The 17,002-nt window shown below is 52.5% G+C and carries 17 protein-coding genes; 9 read left to right on the forward strand and 8 right to left on the reverse strand.

All coding sequences use genetic code 11. The annotated features are described in order from the left end of the window. Positions 1-10 precede the first annotated feature (10 nt). From E3E33_RS05845 to E3E33_RS05860, 4 genes are all read left to right on the forward strand, one after another. A complete protein-coding gene (locus E3E33_RS05845) occupies positions 11-415 on the forward strand; it encodes a helix-turn-helix transcriptional regulator (RefSeq protein ID WP_167711737.1) in 405 nt (134 codons plus the stop codon). Beyond that, positions 412-1,716, forward strand: coding sequence for a hypothetical protein (locus E3E33_RS05850; protein ID WP_167711736.1), 1,305 nt, complete (start codon positions 412-414; stop codon positions 1,714-1,716). The genes E3E33_RS05845 and E3E33_RS05850 overlap by 4 nt, the downstream gene beginning before the upstream one ends. 86 nt (positions 1,717-1,802) lie before the next feature. Beyond that, entirely contained in the window at positions 1,803-2,465 is a 663-nt protein-coding gene (locus tag E3E33_RS05855) for a DUF4097 family beta strand repeat-containing protein (RefSeq protein WP_167711735.1), read from the forward strand. A 55-nt stretch (positions 2,466-2,520) separates the two neighbouring features. Beyond that, positions 2,521-3,750 carry an MFS transporter gene (locus E3E33_RS05860; protein ID WP_167711734.1) on the forward strand — a complete coding sequence of 410 codons (1,230 nt, stop codon included), beginning with the start codon at positions 2,521-2,523 and terminating at the stop codon, positions 3,748-3,750. Positions 3,751-3,761: 11 nt separating this feature from the next. Here the strand turns inward: E3E33_RS05860 and E3E33_RS05865 are convergent, their stop codons facing one another. Beyond that, positions 3,762-4,277, reverse strand: a complete 516-nt coding sequence (locus tag E3E33_RS05865; RefSeq protein WP_167711733.1) for a cob(I)yrinic acid a,c-diamide adenosyltransferase — start codon at positions 4,275-4,277, stop codon at positions 3,762-3,764. Between the two features lie 138 nt (positions 4,278-4,415). On the opposite strand from E3E33_RS05865, the gene E3E33_RS05870 reads away from it, so the two are divergent. After that, complete coding sequence (locus tag E3E33_RS05870) at positions 4,416-7,085, forward strand: DUF4350 domain-containing protein (RefSeq protein WP_167711732.1); 2,670 nt, start codon at positions 4,416-4,418, stop codon at positions 7,083-7,085. 57 nt (positions 7,086-7,142) lie between these two features. Here E3E33_RS05870 and E3E33_RS05875 read toward each other — a convergent pair whose 3' ends face one another. Both E3E33_RS05875 and E3E33_RS05880 read right to left on the reverse strand, forming a co-directional pair. Then, the gene (locus E3E33_RS05875) at positions 7,143-7,970 is read right to left on the reverse strand and encodes a translation initiation factor IF-2B subunit alpha (protein ID WP_167711731.1); all 828 of its coding nucleotides are present in this window, start codon (positions 7,968-7,970) and stop codon (positions 7,143-7,145) included. An 83-nt stretch (positions 7,971-8,053) separates the two neighbouring features. Further along, positions 8,054-8,812, reverse strand: coding sequence for a molybdopterin-binding protein (locus E3E33_RS05880; protein ID WP_167711730.1), 759 nt, complete (start codon positions 8,810-8,812; stop codon positions 8,054-8,056). Between the two features lie 154 nt (positions 8,813-8,966). On the opposite strand from E3E33_RS05880, the gene E3E33_RS05885 reads away from it, so the two are divergent. Further along, positions 8,967-9,971 carry a phosphorylating glyceraldehyde-3-phosphate dehydrogenase gene (locus E3E33_RS05885; protein WP_167711729.1) on the forward strand — a complete coding sequence of 335 codons (1,005 nt, stop codon included), beginning with the start codon at positions 8,967-8,969 and terminating at the stop codon, positions 9,969-9,971. A gap of 68 nt (positions 9,972-10,039) precedes the next feature. On the opposite strand, the gene E3E33_RS05890 is transcribed toward E3E33_RS05885, so the two are convergent. From E3E33_RS05890 to glyS, 4 genes are all read right to left on the reverse strand, one after another. Beyond that, the gene (locus E3E33_RS05890; RefSeq protein WP_240912040.1) at positions 10,040-11,152 is read right to left on the reverse strand and encodes an aromatic amino acid transport family protein; all 1,113 of its coding nucleotides are present in this window, start codon (positions 11,150-11,152) and stop codon (positions 10,040-10,042) included. 97 nt (positions 11,153-11,249) lie between these two features. After that, entirely contained in the window at positions 11,250-11,534 is a 285-nt protein-coding gene (locus tag E3E33_RS05895) for a DUF167 domain-containing protein (protein WP_167711728.1), read from the reverse strand. Next, positions 11,531-12,037, reverse strand: a complete 507-nt coding sequence (locus tag E3E33_RS05900; RefSeq protein WP_167711727.1) for a DUF402 domain-containing protein — start codon at positions 12,035-12,037, stop codon at positions 11,531-11,533. Before E3E33_RS05900 ends, E3E33_RS05895 begins: the two co-directional genes overlap by 4 nt. Before the next feature lie 37 nt (positions 12,038-12,074). Beyond that, on the reverse strand, positions 12,075-13,778 hold the full coding sequence (gene glyS, locus E3E33_RS05905; RefSeq protein ID WP_167711754.1) for a glycine--tRNA ligase: 1,704 nt from the start codon (positions 13,776-13,778) through the stop codon (positions 12,075-12,077). Between the two features lie 149 nt (positions 13,779-13,927). Here glyS and E3E33_RS05910 point away from each other — a divergent pair, with 149 nt between their 5' ends. The 3 genes from E3E33_RS05910 (at position 13,928) to E3E33_RS05920 (ending at position 15,860) form a co-directional block, all read left to right on the forward strand. Beyond that, complete coding sequence (locus E3E33_RS05910) at positions 13,928-14,164, forward strand: LSm family protein (RefSeq protein WP_012571603.1); 237 nt, start codon at positions 13,928-13,930, stop codon at positions 14,162-14,164. A gap of 24 nt (positions 14,165-14,188) precedes the next feature. Next, on the forward strand, positions 14,189-14,377 hold the full coding sequence (locus tag E3E33_RS05915) for a 50S ribosomal protein L37e (RefSeq protein ID WP_012571604.1): 189 nt from the start codon (positions 14,189-14,191) through the stop codon (positions 14,375-14,377). 115 nt (positions 14,378-14,492) lie between these two features. Next, the gene (locus tag E3E33_RS05920) at positions 14,493-15,860 is read left to right on the forward strand and encodes an MATE family efflux transporter (RefSeq protein WP_206203374.1); all 1,368 of its coding nucleotides are present in this window, start codon (positions 14,493-14,495) and stop codon (positions 15,858-15,860) included. Between the two features lie 30 nt (positions 15,861-15,890). On the opposite strand, the gene E3E33_RS05925 is transcribed toward E3E33_RS05920, so the two are convergent. Further along, a complete protein-coding gene (locus tag E3E33_RS05925; protein WP_167711726.1) occupies positions 15,891-16,985 on the reverse strand; it encodes a VIT1/CCC1 transporter family protein in 1,095 nt (364 codons plus the stop codon). Between the last annotated feature and the right edge of the window lie 17 nt (positions 16,986-17,002).

Consider the following 17,002-nt stretch of genomic DNA (forward strand, 5'->3'; position numbering starts at 1 on the left):
TGGTGGTAGCATGGAAGACCTGAGAACCCAGCTCGAGGAGCTGAAGAAGAGGTTAGAGGCGCTCGAGGAGAGCATCGACCCCGTGGACGAGGTCATGCTTTCCATCAAGATGCGTCTCAAAAAGAAGCTCGAGAGCCTTCCAGAGCTCGACGAGGAAAAGGCAGCAAGGACGCTGAAGGCTTTGGCAAACCCCGATAGGATTAGAATCCTCAAGATGCTCTCCGAGAAGCCGATGGGCTTCAAGGAGATAAAGGAAGCGCTGGGTGTGGAGAGCCCCACCGTTTCACACCATCTCAAGCTTCTCGTCAAAACGAGGATGGTCAGGAAAGGTGACAAGTACGAGATATCGCCCGACGGTCGTTTGTTTTTGCGTTTGCTCGAGATAATTACTGCCCTTGAGGAGGTGGAAGAATGAGTTTTGAGTGGAAGTACCGTGTGGTGGCACATGAGAGTCCAAGGTTTAAGATCGCTGAGTATCTGAAGGATTTTACAGCCGTTTTGCTGCTTCTCTGGCTGTTCAAGGGGCCATTGAGGCTTGAGGAGTACAACGACTACATGGTCTACGCGATAATAGGCCTGATATTTGCCTTCGAGCTGCTGAGTGTGGGGAAGTGGTTTGGCGTAACGCTGAGCGGGATAATCTTTGCGCTGGCAAAGGGTGCTTTCTGGACGAGCGTCTTCCTGTTCTTCGGGAAGTGGCTCGGCATGTCGAAGACCCTCAGCGGATACGCTGGAACGGCCTTTGCATACGCGGTTGTACTGACCATCGCGGGTCTGCTGATGGCCAAGTTCGACGAGAAAAAGCTCGATATAAAGGTCGAGAAGAAGGCCTACGAGTTCAACGGGGCGGACTTCGGCGACGTGAAGCTCAGGGGGAGCGGTAAAGCGTATCCCATCAGGTTTGGCAGGAAAAAGGTTGGCTGGGTTCTGGATGGGGAATTCACAGTCGAGGCAGAAACCCCGCTTGGAGCCGTACGGAAGAAGCTGATTTCTCCAGTTGCCGTCTGGACGTCTGAGAACATAACTGGAAAGAAGACCTCCCCCGATCCATCCTTCGTGGAAAGGGCAAACGAGCTGATAAACCCGGACAGGCTCTACAAGAGGGGCAAGGGGGATACGGTGGTTGACCTTGGCTTCATCAAGGTCTACGAGGGGGATGGTTTTGAGTACGTTAAACTGCCCTTCATAGAGGTCATAGAAACCCCAAGCGGCCACGATGTCAAGATAGGCCCTATGAGGTTCCGCGAGGGACACCCCGAGAGACCGCCGAGCGAGATGCTCACCATCAGGGAGCTCGCCAACGGCTTCCAGCTCACCAAGGTCGGAGATAGGCTGAGGATTCAGACGGACGAATACTCAATAGAGGTTGACGGCGAGAAGGTTCTCTACAAAAGCGGAAGCGAGAGCCTATCCCTCGGGAGAGACCACGTCTCACTCCGCTCCGGAGAGGTTTCGATAACTGTGGGCAGGGGAAGGGCAAAGATACGCATCGAGGATGTGGTGATCTCGGCCAAGGAAGGAAAGGTTCGCATAAGGGCTGGTGGAAAGAGCTACACGGTAGAGAACAAAGATGCCTACAGGCTCGTTATGGTGAAGGCCAAGGAAATCGTGGAGGAACAGAGCACGGAGCTGATAGAGGGCCTTGGCATAGACAGGGCGAGGCTTAGCAGACGCGTGAAGGAGCTCCTGGATGAGCTGATGGAGTTCTTAGGGTGATGGGTGATGAAGCTCAAGAGAGAGACGCCGGTGTTCGAGGGGAGCGAGGGATCCCTCCTCGATTTTTGTTCCGGCCCACTGGAGGGATGGCTGTGAGGTTTGACGGCGTTAGAAGAATCGAACTCCACCTCGTTGCCGCGGAAACGCGGGTAGAAAGTTGGGACGAAAGCTATGTGGAACTTGCCTACGAGCTTCACGGAGACGATGTGAGGGTTGATTCAGATCTAAACGGCGAAACCCTGATAATCAAGGAGAAACCAAGGAGAAGGTTCTTTAACAGACTCGGGAAGGACAGCTGGGCCGAGATAACACTGAAGGTTCCAAGGGGAGTAACTTTGAGAGTGGACACAGTTATCGGGACGCTTAGAGCCGAGGGAGTCCGCTTTGATGAGGCCAACACCGTAAATGGAATGCTAACCCTTAAAGAGTGCGAGGCGGGGAGACTTAAAACTGTGAACGGCAAGATAAGGGCTCATCTTCCGGTTGCGGGCCCTCTGAAAGCTTCAACGGTGAATGGGAGCATCGAACTGACTATCGAGGAGCTGGAGGACGACGTTGAAGTGAGTTGCGTGAACGGTGATGTCACGCTTCGCCTCACGGACTTCTGCGATGCCAAGATCAGGGTCAAGAAGGTGAACGGCGACGTAAAGCTAGTTGGCATCGACCCCGAGGACCCGGTTGTTGGAGCTGGAACCTTCAATATCAGTGTGAGCACGGTGAACGGGGAAGTAAGGGTGGAGCTAGTCTAGCAATCCAATTTTTTACTTACTCAATTACAGAATGATGTAATGTGGAGGGCAGAGAATGAGCCTCAACAGGAATTTCTGGCTCTTCGCGGTCGGCCGCTTCATCTCGCAGCTCGGCTGGGCGGTGCAGGAAGTCGCTTTGCCGCTCTACGTGCTCGACCAGACCCACAGTGGTGGCATGATGACGCTATTCGTTTTAGCGGACATCATTCCCTCCCTCATTATAATGCCGTTCGCGGGTGTGATAGGTGACCGCTACAATAGAAAGAAGCTCATGGTGGGCTTTGACCTCGCGAGGGGAGTTCTCCTCTTCGCGGTCATAGCGTTCAACTTCCTCGGCATCTACCAGCTACTCACAATTCAGGTCGTCATGGCGGTCATGGGGACGTTCTTTGGGGCCGCCACGAGCGCGATGTTTCCGGATCTCGTTGAGCCTGAAGAGCTGGAGAAGGCAAACTCCACGGTGAGTTCGTTCTCAATAATAGCGAGGCTCGTTGGCCCGGCCTTGGGTGGCTTCATCTACGCCTTCGGCGGAATAAAGCTCGCCCTGCTCATAAACGCGGTGAGCTTCTTTGGCTCCGGACTGTTTGAAGCTCTAATACACTACGAGTGGAAGACAAGGGAGCTTGAGAGCGCCAGACAGGTCATCGAGGACATAAAGGAGGGAATAGCGTTCCTGCGCTCCAGTCACTACCTCATGGTTCTCATGTTTTTCGCCCTCTTCATGAATGCACTCGGTCAGCCCTTCGGCGCGGTTATAATGCCCTACTCCTTCAGGGAGATCCTCAAGTTTTCCAGCCAGCAGTTTGGACTGCTCGAAAGCGCCTTCATGGGCGGCATGCTCCTCGGCAACCTCCTCATAGCCGTGAAGCTGAAGAGGCCGGGTAGGCTGTTCTTCAAGGCGCTTGCATTCAACGGCGCCATGATGTTAGTCTTCATATGGGTGGTCTCGCCTTATGCAGAGCTTGCCACGACCATTGCATTCTTTACCCTCGCCGGAGTGTCCATATTGTGGGGCTTTAGCAACGCGCTGATTAACGTTCCCCTCAACGCCAAGATACAGCGTGCTATTCCCACAGAACTCCGCGGTAGGGTTTTCTCCGCCCTTGCCCTGCTCATAAACCTATCCGCGCCTCTCGGCCTTGTGGTTGTGGGGGCTCTGATGGACCGCCTCCCTGTCTGGCAGATAAGCGCTGTCCTTTGGATTATGATGGGGGCCGTGATACTCTACTACTACATCAAGCACAGGGAGACCCTACTCAGGGAGCAAAAATACGGAGAGAGCTGAAGCGGAGAGAGCTACTTGACCTCTTTTATCTTTCCCTCCCTCTTTTCTATTGCCCGTGCCATTATGAATAACAGGTCGCTGAGCCTATTAAGGTAGATGAGGACGCTGCTTCCAAAGCCGTAGTCAAGAACGAGCCGTGCAACGGCTCTCTCGGCCCTCCTTGTCACTACTCTGCAAACATCGAGCTTGGCGCTGGCAATGGTGGAGCCCGGCAGGACGAAGGCGCGGAGCTGGACTTCTTCTTCATACTTATGAATAAGTTCCTCAAGCCACTTGACTTCCCTTTCCCCGACCTTTTTGTACTTGCCCTTACTGGCTATCTCAGCCATGAGCGAGTAAAGCTCGACCTGGATTTTTTCTAGTACCTCTGCCATCTCTTTGGGCACGTAGTGTTTGGCCTCGCCCAGAAAGCTGCTCAGCTCGTCTATGGTGCCGTTAGCTTCCATTATGGGTGAGTACTTCGCAATTCTGTCGCCTGTAAAGAGGCCTGTTAAACCCTTATCACCGGTTTTGGTCGTTATTGGCATGGGATCACCGAGGTGGGTATTGTGTGACCAAGTTTTATTAATTTCGGAATTTCTGAACACGGTGAGTGATAAATTGTCGGAGTAAGTTATGGAAAAACTTATTTATACATGAACGCCGTTTCTGATTAGGTGGTTCACATGAAAAGGTGGAGCTTGGTCTTAATGGCACTGTTGATTCTAAGTCTAGTACCGGCGTGGGCGATAAAGCCGGTGCAGGCAGCCACGTATGTTCCAATCCAAGAAATCCAGAGCAACACTACGGACGGTGACGCCTCTGCCTATGTCGGCCAGATTGTTACTACGAGGGGAGTCGTCACGGCAGTGACATCAAAAGGCTTTTTCATTCAGAACGGTACTGGCCCATGGAGCGGAATCTACGTTTATCTTGGAACCTCCCCAGGAGTCAATATCGGTGACTACATTGAAGTAACGGGAGAGGTTTTGGAGTGGTATGGTTTAACTCAGATATCAAATAGTCCCACAGTAACCGTTCTGGGAACTGCCCCAATTCCGGATCCAGTGATTCTCCCAACAGGCGATGTTGCCCAAGAGCAGTGGGAAAGTGTTCTCGTCAAGGTTGAAAACGTTGTCGTTACCAATCCGGATCTTGGCTACGGTGAGTGGGAAATTGACGATGGGAGCGGACCGGTTAGGGTTGATGATCTGATTTATGCCTACACCCCACTGGACGGTCAGGAGCTCGATTACGTCATAGGTGTGGTGTACTATTCGTATGGCAACTTCAAGATTGAGCCGAGAAACGCCGACGATATTGGTATTCCCCCTGAAATTCCTGTGGTTTCAGTTCAGGAGATACAGGGAGGGACTTCTACCTCTCCGTATGTTGACCAAGTCGTGAAGACGTACGGAGTTGTTACCTTCGTGACGAGCTATGGATTTGCCATCCAAAACGGTACTGGACCATGGAGCGGAATCTGGGTCTACACTGGCAGCACTCCACCAGTCAATGTTGGTGAGTACGTCAGCGTTCAGGCCTTGGTGAAGGAGTTCTACTATTTCACCGAGATTGATTACAAAGACACTCCGATCGACCAGAGAAGCATAGAGGTCTTGGGAACCGCTGAAGTTCCCGAGCCTGTTGTTCTTCCAACTGGGAACGTCTCTCAGGAGCAGTGGGAAGGTGTCCTCGTAGAGGTCAGGGATGTCAAGGTTGTCGATCCCGACCTTGGCTATGGTGAGTGGTCGGTTGATGACGGCAGCGGGCCAGTTAGAATTGACGATAAGTTCTACGATTATACCCCGAGCCATGTAAGATACGAGTACATAAGAGGAATCGTGTGGTATTCCTACGGCAACTTTAAGATCGAGCCTAGGTCTGCCAGTGATATAAAGCCATACGTCCCCCAGATAGGCGTCGAGACCTTTGAGGTTTCTGGACCAATGATCAAGAGAGTTCCGAGAAACATAAGCGTTAGGGTATACAACCATGGAACCCTAGACGACAACGTTACTGTTGTATTACTTGCTAATGGTGATGAAATCGGACGTGATTCCCAGGTTATTGGAATCAACCAGACCGCAGTTTATGAGTTCACTTATATGCCTGGGTTCACAGGTGATCTCACCATAACTGTCATTGTCATTGACGGAACTGGTGAGATTGCCGATGAAAGGTACTACAGTTATTTCGTCGTCCCCAACCCATATACCATCTCTTACGGTCTCACCCCGTACTACGAGAGACTCTATATCAAGGAGGAGAACAACCTCGCAGAACTCTACGAAAACTTCACCTACACCGTTAACAAACTCAAGCAGTACGGGGTTGACTTTGGAGACCTTGAACCAAAGATTCAGTGGATAAACGAGACCATGAAGGAGATACAGCGGGAGTACAGCATCTATAACAGCCTCAAGGGTCTGCTCGTCCAGCAGAATCCATACAGAGCATCCTACTACTATCCAGTTATGGTGCACATCAGAAAGGCAGCGCTCATGAGCAAAGAAGTCATGCAGGAGATAGAGTTTGTCCTGCCGCACCTCCAGGACGTTCTTGAGGAAGTTGAAGCAACATACCAGCCACCCACTCCAACGCCCGGAAACGAGACCAACATGACCCAGCCAGGTAACATAACCATCACCATCACCAAGGTGCTAATCGACGCCTCTCACGGCCAGTACTACGTTGAGGAAGTCGGCGTTAACGGGCTCGCCGAGAAGATCAAGAGCGATCTAGGCTGGGAGGTAGAGATCAACAAGCTACCGCTCACCTACGACCTGCTTAAGGAGTACGACGTCGTGATAATCCTCAACCCGAAGGAAGACCTAACTCCAAACGAGGTGGCGGCGCTTCAGGAGTACGTTGAAAACGGTGGTGGGCTCTTCATAGCCGGAGACTGGTACAAGTACTCCAACGTCGAGAGCCTCAACGCCGTGGTCGAGAAGTATGGCATCAAGTTCAACGCTGATGAGCTTATGGACGATGATGTGAACAGCGGAAGGCCGTACTATCCGTTCGTTGGAATCTACAACACCGCCCACCCGGCGATGAAGTTCGTTCCAGAGGACTGGAAGACCTACTACAACGGCCAGACCCTTACCATCAGCGGCGAAGTTACCTGGTTGATCAAGGCATACGACACCTCATACTCCGTCGATGCCAACGGAAACGTGGTTAGGGGCAAGGGCACAAACCCGATAGTCGCGGCTGCCGTAGAAGCCGGAAACGGTAGAATAGTTGCCTATGGCTCGAGCAAGGCCATTAGTGACTCCTACTACGGCAAGTACATAGACAGCAACTGGCCGTTCGTCAAGGGCGTCCTTCTCTGGCTGGCCCACGAAATTTGATTTCTTTTCTTTCCTTCTGTTCTTTCTAGATTGTGAAAATGACAAGAAAAGAGGACTTTAAATCTCCTTCGGAGGCACCAGAATTCCGAGTTCAGTTACTATCCCCCTAACGTATTTCCAGGGCGTGATGTCAAAGAGATAGTTCCTGACGCGGTAGCCCTGTCTCGCGTAGGGTCTCTCGACTATTTCAACCTCCTCGGAGTTCAGCCCAGGATGGAGTTTAAAGCTCTCCGCTGCGACGTAGAAAGGAACGCCATTGTCATGACAGGCTAGGGCAAGGAGGTACGTGCCAGCCTTGTTGATAACCACCCCATCACGCGTAACGTTGTCGGCACCGACGAAGGCCAGGGTGGCTTTTTTGACAAAGATTCCTATCTGAGCGTCGGTGATAACCTCGAAGGGAATTTCTAGGGCTTCAAGCTCCCCGGCTAAGGCCAGCCCCTCGTAGTCCGGTGCGCTCTCCGTTAGGATTACCTTGAAGCGCTTGCCCTTCCTCTTCGCGGCCTTAAAAATCTCCAGAACAGCCGAGGAGAAGGAGTGGGTTATTATTACCTCATTCTCGTCTATCAGCTCGCTCCCGATGTTGCCGATCTCCCTTTTGGCTTCCTCGCTCAGGCGGATGAATTCCTCGGCCTTTGATATTACAAGGTCGGGGTTATCCGTGATGGGTATGAATCTGGCCAGGTTGTAGAGTGAGGCCATCGTCCTGTTCACGGCAGGAATCTCTTCTCTCATATCCTTAAGAGCTTCCCGTAGTCCATCGCCGCTTAAAAGCTCAGCGAGCTTTATATATACTTCTGCGCCTCTCTTGGCCAGGTAACTCGCGCCTCTTATGCGCTCGGCTCGCATCTCTTCGAGGATGGAGCGAATTTCCGGAGGAAGCATGGCTCACACCACAACAGCGGTTGGTTCCCCTTCGGCTGGATTTGACCCGATAGAATTGCCCGTTTATCCTTATCACTCTTTCGCTACCAGCCCTCCTCGAAGCGAATGCCTCTCTCCTCCATGAAGGCCTTGGCCTTTTCTATCTCCTCTTCGCTCTCTCCGAAGATGATTATCCCAATGTATTTGCCGAAGCCCTTTGGCGAGGAGTGTATTCTGACCTCAAAGCGCTCCAGCGTCTCGATGAGGATTGGAGCCAGCTTTGACTCGTCGGTTATTTCTGCCAGAAGCTTCCTCTGGATGAACTTTCTCTCCCCAAGCCTTGGGAGGACCTCCTTTTCCAGCATAGCCTTCATCTCACGCGGCATCCCCGGGAGGACGAAGATTTTAACGCCCCCGTGCTCTATGAACGCCCCAGGTGCGGCTCCCTCGGTGTTCTCCAGAGGAACGGCCCCTTCCGGAAGGTAGGCCATCTTTTTCCTCCCCTCGTTCAGCTTGGGGTCATCGATGTAACCTTCCTTATAAAGGCGCTCATAGAATGCTTTAATTCTTTCAATGCAGGGCTCACAAAGGGTTAGATTCTTCCCGAGGGCCTCGGCAACGGCAAGCATAGTTACGTCGTCGTGGGTTGGTCCCAGACCTCCAGAGATGATGAGAACCTCTGGTTTCCTATCTAGGATCTCACGGATAACCTTCTTTATCTCCTCAACGTCATCGCCGACGGTGGTTTTTCTCCTCACCCAGTAGCCCCTCTCGGTAAGCTTCTGGGCGATAAAGGCCGAGTTGCTGTCCACGGTGTTTCCGGTGAGGAGCTCGTCCCCTATGGTCAGGATTTCGGCGAACATGTCATCACCGCGGGATATTTTGAAGCCCCCCTTATAATCCCAGCGGGGGAAGTTTTCTATCTATATGTCAAAAATTTCTTTCTCGACGTTGTTTTTCACCACGAGTGAAAACAAGGCTTAAGTATTTCACAGCTATAAAATTCTTGGTGGTATCATGAAAGTTAAGGTGGGAATTAACGGCTACGGAACCATAGGAAAGCGCGTCGCTTACGCGGTCACTAGGCAGGACGATATGAAGCTGATCGGAGTTACCAAGACGAAGCCAGATTTCGAGGCTTACCGGGCTAAGGAGCTCGGTATTCCTGTCTACGCTGCGAGTGAGGAGTTTCTGCCGAGGTTTGAGAGTGCTGGCTTTGAGGTCGCCGGAACGCTCAGCGACCTGCTGGAAAAGGTCGACGTCATAGTCGACGCCACCCCCGGTGGCATGGGAGCAAAGAACAAGGCAGTTTATGAAAAGGCCGGCGTCAAGGCCATTTTCCAGGGCGGCGAGAAGGCAAGCACCGCGGAGGTTTCCTTCGTAGCCCAGGCCAACTACGAGAAGGCCCTCGGCAAGGACTACGTTAGAGTCGTCTCCTGCAACACCACCGGCCTCACAAGAACCCTCAGCGCAATTCAGGAGTACATCGACTACGTCTACGCCGTGATGATCCGCCGTGCCGCCGACCCGAACGATATCAAGCGCGGGCCGATAAACGCCATAAAGCCGAGCGTTACGGTTCCGTCCCACCACGGGCCGGACGTTCAGACGGTAATTCCGATAAACATCGAGACTTCAGCTTTCGTTGTGCCAACCACAATAATGCACGTTCACAGCATAATGGTCGAGCTGAAGAAGCCGCTCGAAGCAAAGGACGTCATAGACATCTTCGAGAACACCACGCGCGTTCTGCTCTTCGAGAAGGAAAAGGGCTTCGAGAGCACGGCCCAGCTCATAGAGTTTGCAAGAGACCTTCACAGGGAGTGGAACAACCTCTACGAGATAGCCGTCTGGAAGGAGAGCATAAGCGTCCGCGGAAACAGGCTCTTCTACATCCAAGCGGTCCATCAGGAGAGCGATGTAGTACCTGAGAACATCGATGCGATAAGGGCTATGTTCGAGATGGCCGACAAATGGGAGAGCATAAGGAAGACGAACCAGAGCCTTGGGATTTTGAAGTGAATCTCTCCAATTTATCCTTTTCTAGTTCTCCATATATGAATACCTGCCCTAGGAATAAAAAGAAAGGTTCAGACCAGTGACACCACTGAATATATGAAAACTAGGAAGAAAATCGCTCCAACAAAGTAAGCAACGCCGTGTGGAACCCTCACACACTTCGGCGGGCAGACCTTCTTCGTTTTGACGTACATCGCCACCGGCAGGATTCCCGCGTAGAGAAGGCCGCCGAATGTTCCAGCGAGCCAGAGGGCGCTGACGAAGCTCTTCAGACCGGCAAAGTATATCAGCAGGGGCGGAACCACCGTCAGGAGCCATGCACTTCTCTTGTCAAGCTTGAAGGCCTCGCGAAGGTTGTCCATCTGGGCGAAGCCTATGCCGATGTAGCTCGTGCTTATGGCCGCGAGCGGAAGGATAAGACCGAGCACCTTGCCTAAGCCACCATAGTAGTCTTCGAGAGCCGACGTGGCCAGCTGAGGGGTGTTCCCTCCTAGCGCACCAACGAAGGCAAAGACAAAGAGAGCGTAGAATGCCATCGGTACAAGATAACCTATAAGGACGGCCTTTTTGGTCTTCTCCGCGCTTTCGAGCCCTTTATACATCTCGGGAACAACCATGTGGCTAACGTAGGCGAAGATAGCGACACCTATCCCGGAGACCAGGGCGGAGGTATCTACCGTTGCCATGTTCTCAACGTTCACCCTCGGCAGCATCAAAGCCACTGCAACTGCCAGCGCACCAAGCAGGAGGAAGTTGAGCATCAGCTCTGCCTCGCCCGATGCTTTGAGGCCCATGAGCACGATCCCGCTCATAATCATCCAGAAAAATATAGCGCAGATGGATCTGTTAATTCCAAGCAGAGAGGAGAGTATGTCACCGCTTCCAGCGATGTAGGCTATGAGAGCTCCATAGCTGAGAACGGATATGCTCGCGAGCATCAGCCAGCCGCCCGCCTTCCCAAGCGTCTCTCGCGCAAGTGAAGTAAGCGTTCCTCCCCTCTGGACGGCCAGCTCAAGCACGAAAAGGGCTGTGAGGAGTGTGAGAATGCCAACGGCGACGATAATTGCTATTCCGGCAAAGCCCGCATTCTTAAGCGCGTACGGCAAGCCCAGAACACCCGCCCCTATTTGAGTCCCAATGAGTATAGCACTTGCCTCTGCCAGCGTGAGCTTTTTCATGACCATCACCAAGAGATGAAGAAAGGTTCATGAATTTAAGCGTTGCTCTGAAAAAGGTGTTTGCCACTGGTACCTGAAAAAGAGTAGAGAACAGACTTGGACGTTAGAGTCCAAGTTTTTTAAGGACTTCTTTGCTGGAAAAACCCTTAACCAGGAGATCTTTCTCACGAGAAGTTTCACCCCGAATTATTTCGACCTCAGTCCCAAGCATCTTGGAGAAGAACCTGACTACTTCTTTATTCGCCTTTCCTTCCACTGGTGGGGCTTTGATTTTGACTTTAAGCCTACCACGCCACTCATCAACGCCTTCAATCTCGTTCTTCTTCGCCTTTGGCTGGACGTAAAGCAGGATTACAGCGCCGTCCTTGGTTTCCCTGATGAACTTCATTTCCGACCCTCCAGCCTGTACTCCCAGACTATTTTCGGTGGAAACTCACCACGCTTAAGCTTTTCGAGTATCTCCCTCGCGATGCGGTAGGCGAAGTCGAAGGTCTCCCTGTCAATCAGGCCGTAGTTGAGGGCCATCTCAAGCTCGTCCTCGTCGAGAAGAAAGGCCTCGCCACCGGGAAAGACAAAGATGTCGAGAAACAGGTCAAGCATCTCTATCGTGTTCCCTTCGCGCTTCGTGTAGGCCAGAACGTCGATGTAGAGGCCTTTGAACTTACCGTTTTCGTCATAGACCTTCAGGATGTCGTAGTTCTCACCAACGAAGGCGAAGTAGACCATCGTGTAGCCGTTCTTGATGACTTCAACGCCGTTCACCCTGAGAGGAGCGAGCATACCCTCAAAGCGGGATTTGGCCACGATGACGTCCCCTAAGTCAGCCACGACATCATCATACCTCTCAAGAACCCTGTTCGGAAGGCGACGGTAGATGAGGTGGATCTTCATGAGAGACACCAGAAAGGATATTAGAAAAAAGAAGAACTCACTCCCCAAAAATCAGTTCTCTCAGCTTCTCCGGGAGCTCCTCTATCTTCACCCTGACCTGCTCCCTCGTGTCGCGGTCCCTGATCGTTACCGTGCCATCCTCGGGCGTCTGGTTGTCTATCGTGACGCAGTAGGGCGTTCCAATCTCGTCGTACCTAATGTAGCGCCTCCCTATCGTGTCCTTCTCGTCGTACACCGCTATGAAGCCCGCCTTCTGAAGCTTTCTGAACACCTCGTAGGCTATACTCTTGAGCGGTTCCTTCGCAACGAGCGGAAGGACTGCAACCTCAATAGGTGCCATGTCCTTCTTGAGCCTGAGGTAGGTTCTATCCTCCTCTATGACGAGGGAGTTCTCGAGGAGCAGGTAGAAGGGCCTGTCTATTCCAAAGCTCGGCTCAAGGACGTGGGGCACTATCTTCTCGCCCGTTATCTTCTCCTCGACCTCTCTGATGATGAAGTCGTCCTTCTCCAGCTCGTAGCCCTCGATGGTTATCCTGCCGTCCCTCTCCAGCACATCCACCAGGTTCCTGAGCTTCTCCTCGTCCCAGCTCTGGATCAGCTCGTTTATCCTCTTGGCGTCGCCTTTGAGCTTCGGTCCGACACGCTTCATGTTGAGGCTGACAACCAGGCGTTTGACTATCTTCGGTTCGTCGTAGTGGATGAGGACGGTTAAATCTGCCCCGCTCATCTTCATGTGCTTGCTGAGGTCATAATCTCCACGGTATGCTATGCCGACGCACTCCACCCAGCCGAAGCGCTCGCTGTGTATCTCCACATCCCACGTGTCGCTGGAGTAGTGGGCCCTCTCCTCGGGCAGCTGCTGGCGGAAGCGTATGGCACTCTCGGGAATGCCTATGTCGAGGAGAACGCGCTTGACCATAACCATGTAGTATGCGAAGAATGTGTTCATGATGTAGCCCTTCTTGACGGCCTCTTCAGCCGTCATCTCGATTTCCCCGAGGTTCTTGAGCTGGTTCTCTATCGGATAGAGCCTCAGAACCTCGTCCTTGACCTCGTCGAAGTGCGGATGTTCAGTCTCCTTCGGGTTGAAGAATATCTCCGCCTCGGCCTGCGTGAACTCCCTCAGGCGGAGCATCCCCTGTCTCGGTGAGATCTCATTACGGTATGCCTTCCCAATCTGGAACACGCCGAAGGGAAGCTTGTTCCTTGCGAAAGCGTTTAAGCGCCTGAAGTTCACGAAAATGCCCTGCGCCGTTTCTGGCCTCAGATAACCTTTTTGATCGCCGTAGGGGCCGATTTTAGTCTCGAACATGAGGTTGAAGTACCACACATCGGAAAGCTCGCCACCGCACTCGGGGCATTTTATGTCGTGCTCCCTTATGAGCCGGGTCAAATGGTCGGCACTCATACCCTCGGTGTCTATGCCGAGGGCCTCCTCAACGAGGTGGTCGGCCCTGAACCTGGCGCCGCACTTCCTACACTCAACAAGCGGGTCAACGAACTTGTCAACGTGGCCGCTTGCTATGAAGACCTTTTCGGGGGTTATGTCCGGGGTTTCAAGCTCGAAGAAACCCTCCCTCTGGAAGGCTTCCCTTATCTTCTGCTCGATTTTGCGCTTTATTGTAGCCCCCAGAGGACCGTAATCGTAAAAACCTCTCGTACCACCGTAGATTTCAAAGCTACCCCAGGCAAAGCCTCTCCTCCTCATGAGGTCCTGAAGAATCTCGTACTTATCCGCCATACTCACCACCTGAAACTCAAGTAAGGGATTTTCATAAAAACCTTTTGGGCGTTCGTTCGTCTAATCGTCAAGATAGGCAGAGGGAAAGAGTTATAAACCGATTGCCTCGTTATGGCTATGAGCTTTGATTATTTGGGAGGTGCGTGAAAATGGCGGAAAGACCACTCGACGTTATCCACAGGTCCCTCGATAAGGACGTGCTCGTCATCCTGAAGAAGGGGTTCGAGTTCAGAGGCAAGCTCATCGGTTACGACATTCACCTGAACATCGTCCTCGCCGGTGCCGAGATGATCCAGGACGGCGAGGTCGTTAAGAAGTACGGTAAAATTGTTATCAGGGGAGACAACGTCCTGGCAATTTCCCCGGTTGATGTTGGTGTTGAGTGAGCTTGAGTTTAGCGGGGTGATACCATGGGAAGCGGAACCGCGCCGAAGGGCAGGAGAAACCATACTCCCACTCACATCAAGTGCCGCAGATGCGGTAAGAGGTCATACAACATAAAGAAAGGCTACTGCGCCTCGTGCGGCTTCGGCAGGAGCAGGCGCATGAGGAAGTACAGCTGGTCCCACAAGTGGAAGAAGAAGAGGAACCTCCTCTGAACTTTTTTCTCTTTCCTTTAGTTCGGTCTCTTCTCAGTGCGTATAACAAATCATACTATAGACCACAATCCTTTTAAGTTCCTATATTAGTTTTACCGTTTAGAGGGACGTCTTAATGATGTTGAATGAGGATCAGCGAAGGCTATGGAAGCTTGCCTGGCCGGCCATCATGGGCAACATATCCCAGACCCTCCTCAACTTAGTTGACATGATGATGGTCGGCCAGCTCGGGGCGCTTGCCCTGGCCGCAGTTGGCCTCGGTGGACAGGTCAGCTGGTTCATGATGCCGATTATGGCAGCGGTTGCGACAGGAACTCTTGCCCTTGTAGCGCGTTTCGTTGGGGCAAGGGACGCAGAGAACGCGACTTTAGCTCTGGAGCAGAGTATTTACCTGTCTTTTCTCCTTGGAATCCCCGTGATGCTCTTCGGCTGGTTCTTCGGCGATGACATACTCAGGATAATGGGCGCGAGCGATAATGTCGTTGAGCTCGGCTACGAGTACATAAAGGTGCTTTTTGCCTTCTATCCCATAAGGTTCGTGGGATTCACGGCATTTTCGGCTCTGAGGGGCGCCGGCGACACAAAAACGCCTATGAAGCTCGGGATACTCATGAACATTGTCAACGCGGTCCTCGATTACCTGCTCATCTTCGGAAAGTTCGGCTTTCCAAAGCTCGGCCCGGTCGGAGCGGCGTGGGCTTCCGGAATTGGCATCACGACGTCTTTTCTCATCGGACTCTACCTCCTCTGGAGAGGAAAGCTGGTGCTCCGGTTCAGGCCGAGCTGGTCGTTCCATGTAGACATGGCAAGAAGAATCCTCCGCATAGGCATCCCCACGATGGTGGAGCGCGGCCTATTCAGCTTCTACAACTTCCTCTACATGAGCATAGTGACGCGCTTTGGAACCATCGCTTTGGCCGCACACCAGGTCGGCCTTAGGGTGGAGAGCATAGCCTACATGCCAGCCTTTGGCTTCAACGTGGCCACGGCCGCTTTAGTTGGCCAGAGTCTCGGTGAAGGAAAACCAGATAAAGCTGAAAAGACCGTCTACGAGGCAATTAAGATGGTCAGCCTCTTCATGACGACGATGGCGGTAATCCTCATAGTCTTCCCGCGCTATCTGGTTATGCCCTTCATAAGCACGAGCGACCCGAACTACGAGGAAGTCCTCCGCCTTGCGGCAATATATCTAATAATCGTCGGTATAAGCGAGATACCCCTTGGCTGGCTCTTCGTCCTCGGAGGTGCCCTGAGGGGAGCGGGAGACACCAGGAGTCCTATGTACATAACCGCGGTGAGCAAGCTGCTCTTCAGGATAGTCCCAGCCTATCTGCTCGGTTTTGGCTTCACAATAGGTTCGTTCCACTTTGAAGGCCTCGGCGTTATAGCGGCGTGGATAGCCATGAGCCTTGAGACCTTCACAACAGCGGCACTCTTCTGGTTGGTGTTCAAGCGTGGAAAGTGGAAGTACGTGAAAGTGTGATTGCCTGAGAAAATCCAAAGAGAAGGAAGTTTAAAGTGCCGAAACGTGGAACACTGCCTCCATCAGCCTTCCGAAGAGGTAGCTCAGGAACGCTGCACCGAGACCCGTTGCAACCATCTCGGCGACCTTCTTCCTTATCGAGATTCCTGATAGGAGCGATATGATGGTTGCCACTATCGCCAGGGCAGAACCGGCCAAGAGTATTGAGAACGGCAGAGCCGTTAGGGAGCTTGAAGCGAGGAAGTACGGCGTGACCGGGAATGCAACGCCTAACAGATAGGATATTCCAGTGTAGAGCGCCGCCCTTATCTCGTTTTCCTCTGCCTCTGGAATGAGAAGCTTCATGATGGCTTCGCTGTTGTTAGCGAGTTCCTTGGCAACTTCTTTGGCAACTTCCTCGGGCATGCCGCCTTCGGTGAGTTTATCAATGAGCTCTTCCATGGCCTTCTCAGGAGAAACCCGGAAGAGAACCTCCATCCTATCCCGAATTGCCTCCTTAATCTGCCTCTGGGAACGGACCGAGACAAAGGTTCCTATCGCCATCGAGAGCGCCCCAGCAACGCCGACGATGAGACCACTTATTCCGACGAGCTGGGGATTGTTGGGGTAGACCGCGGAGAGACCTGTTACAGCACCAAGGATCTCAACGAGACCATCGTTCATGCCAAGAACTAAGTCGCGCGTGTTTTCGACGTGGAAGCGCTGCTTGCTCTCATAGAAGAACTTCTCGTGCTCCAGCTCGTCGAGAATGACCTCTTTTATTTGCCCCATCTCTTCGGGAGTAAAGCGGTCAGCGTAAGTCGTGAGGTACCTGAAGTACTTCTGAATTGCACTGTTCTCGCCCATCTCAAGGAGGGAAGCGACCGAGCCAGGACCGAGTATCTTCCGGAGCAGCTTGACGCTCCAGATGGTGAGCCTCTTAACGCTTGGCTTCGGGACTTCTTCGCCGTGCTGTGTTATGAAATCATACCAGAACTTAGCGTGCTTTGATTCTATGTTCGAGAGCCTGAGAAACTCCTTCCTTATTTCGTCGTCCTTCTCTATCTTTGCCAGCTGGGCGTAGAGAACCGAGTCTGCATACTCGTCCTTGTAGAACTCCTTCGCGAGTTTAAGCATCTCGTCCATTTGCCCACCTCCGTAAG

The sequence above is a fragment of the Thermococcus sp. GR5 genome (assembly GCF_012027535.1).
Lineage (GTDB): Archaea > Methanobacteriota_B > Thermococci > Thermococcales > Thermococcaceae > Thermococcus > Thermococcus onnurineus.

Coding starts and splice junctions, on each gene's coding strand:
- E3E33_RS05855 (WP_167711735.1), top strand. CDS start 1,803: ATGGCTGTGAGGTTTGACGGCGTTAGAAGAATCGAACTCCACCTCGTT.
- E3E33_RS05850 (WP_167711736.1), top strand. CDS start 412: ATGAGTTTTGAGTGGAAGTACCGTGTGGTGGCACATGAGAGTCCAAGG.
- E3E33_RS05865 (WP_167711733.1), bottom strand. CDS start 4,277: ATGCCAATAACGACCAAAACCGGTGATAAGGGTTTAACAGGCCTCTTT.
- E3E33_RS05915 (WP_012571604.1), top strand. CDS start 14,189: ATGGGAAGCGGAACCGCGCCGAAGGGCAGGAGAAACCATACTCCCACT.
- E3E33_RS05925 (WP_167711726.1), bottom strand. CDS start 16,985: ATGGACGAGATGCTTAAACTCGCGAAGGAGTTCTACAAGGACGAGTAT.
- E3E33_RS05895 (WP_167711728.1), bottom strand. CDS start 11,534: ATGAAGTTCATCAGGGAAACCAAGGACGGCGCTGTAATCCTGCTTTAC.
- E3E33_RS05860 (WP_167711734.1), top strand. CDS start 2,521: ATGAGCCTCAACAGGAATTTCTGGCTCTTCGCGGTCGGCCGCTTCATC.
- E3E33_RS05880 (WP_167711730.1), bottom strand. CDS start 8,812: ATGTTCGCCGAAATCCTGACCATAGGGGACGAGCTCCTCACCGGAAAC.
- glyS (WP_167711754.1), bottom strand. CDS start 13,778: ATGGCGGATAAGTACGAGATTCTTCAGGACCTCATGAGGAGGAGAGGC.
- E3E33_RS05890 (WP_240912040.1), bottom strand. CDS start 11,152: ATGGTCATGAAAAAGCTCACGCTGGCAGAGGCAAGTGCTATACTCATT.
- E3E33_RS05900 (WP_167711727.1), bottom strand. CDS start 12,037: ATGAAGATCCACCTCATCTACCGTCGCCTTCCGAACAGGGTTCTTGAG.
- E3E33_RS05845 (WP_167711737.1), top strand. CDS start 11: ATGGAAGACCTGAGAACCCAGCTCGAGGAGCTGAAGAAGAGGTTAGAG.
- E3E33_RS05910 (WP_012571603.1), top strand. CDS start 13,928: ATGGCGGAAAGACCACTCGACGTTATCCACAGGTCCCTCGATAAGGAC.
- E3E33_RS05885 (WP_167711729.1), top strand. CDS start 8,967: ATGAAAGTTAAGGTGGGAATTAACGGCTACGGAACCATAGGAAAGCGC.
- E3E33_RS05920 (WP_206203374.1), top strand. CDS start 14,493: ATGATGTTGAATGAGGATCAGCGAAGGCTATGGAAGCTTGCCTGGCCG.
- E3E33_RS05875 (WP_167711731.1), bottom strand. CDS start 7,970: ATGCTTCCTCCGGAAATTCGCTCCATCCTCGAAGAGATGCGAGCCGAG.
- E3E33_RS05870 (WP_167711732.1), top strand. CDS start 4,416: ATGAAAAGGTGGAGCTTGGTCTTAATGGCACTGTTGATTCTAAGTCTA.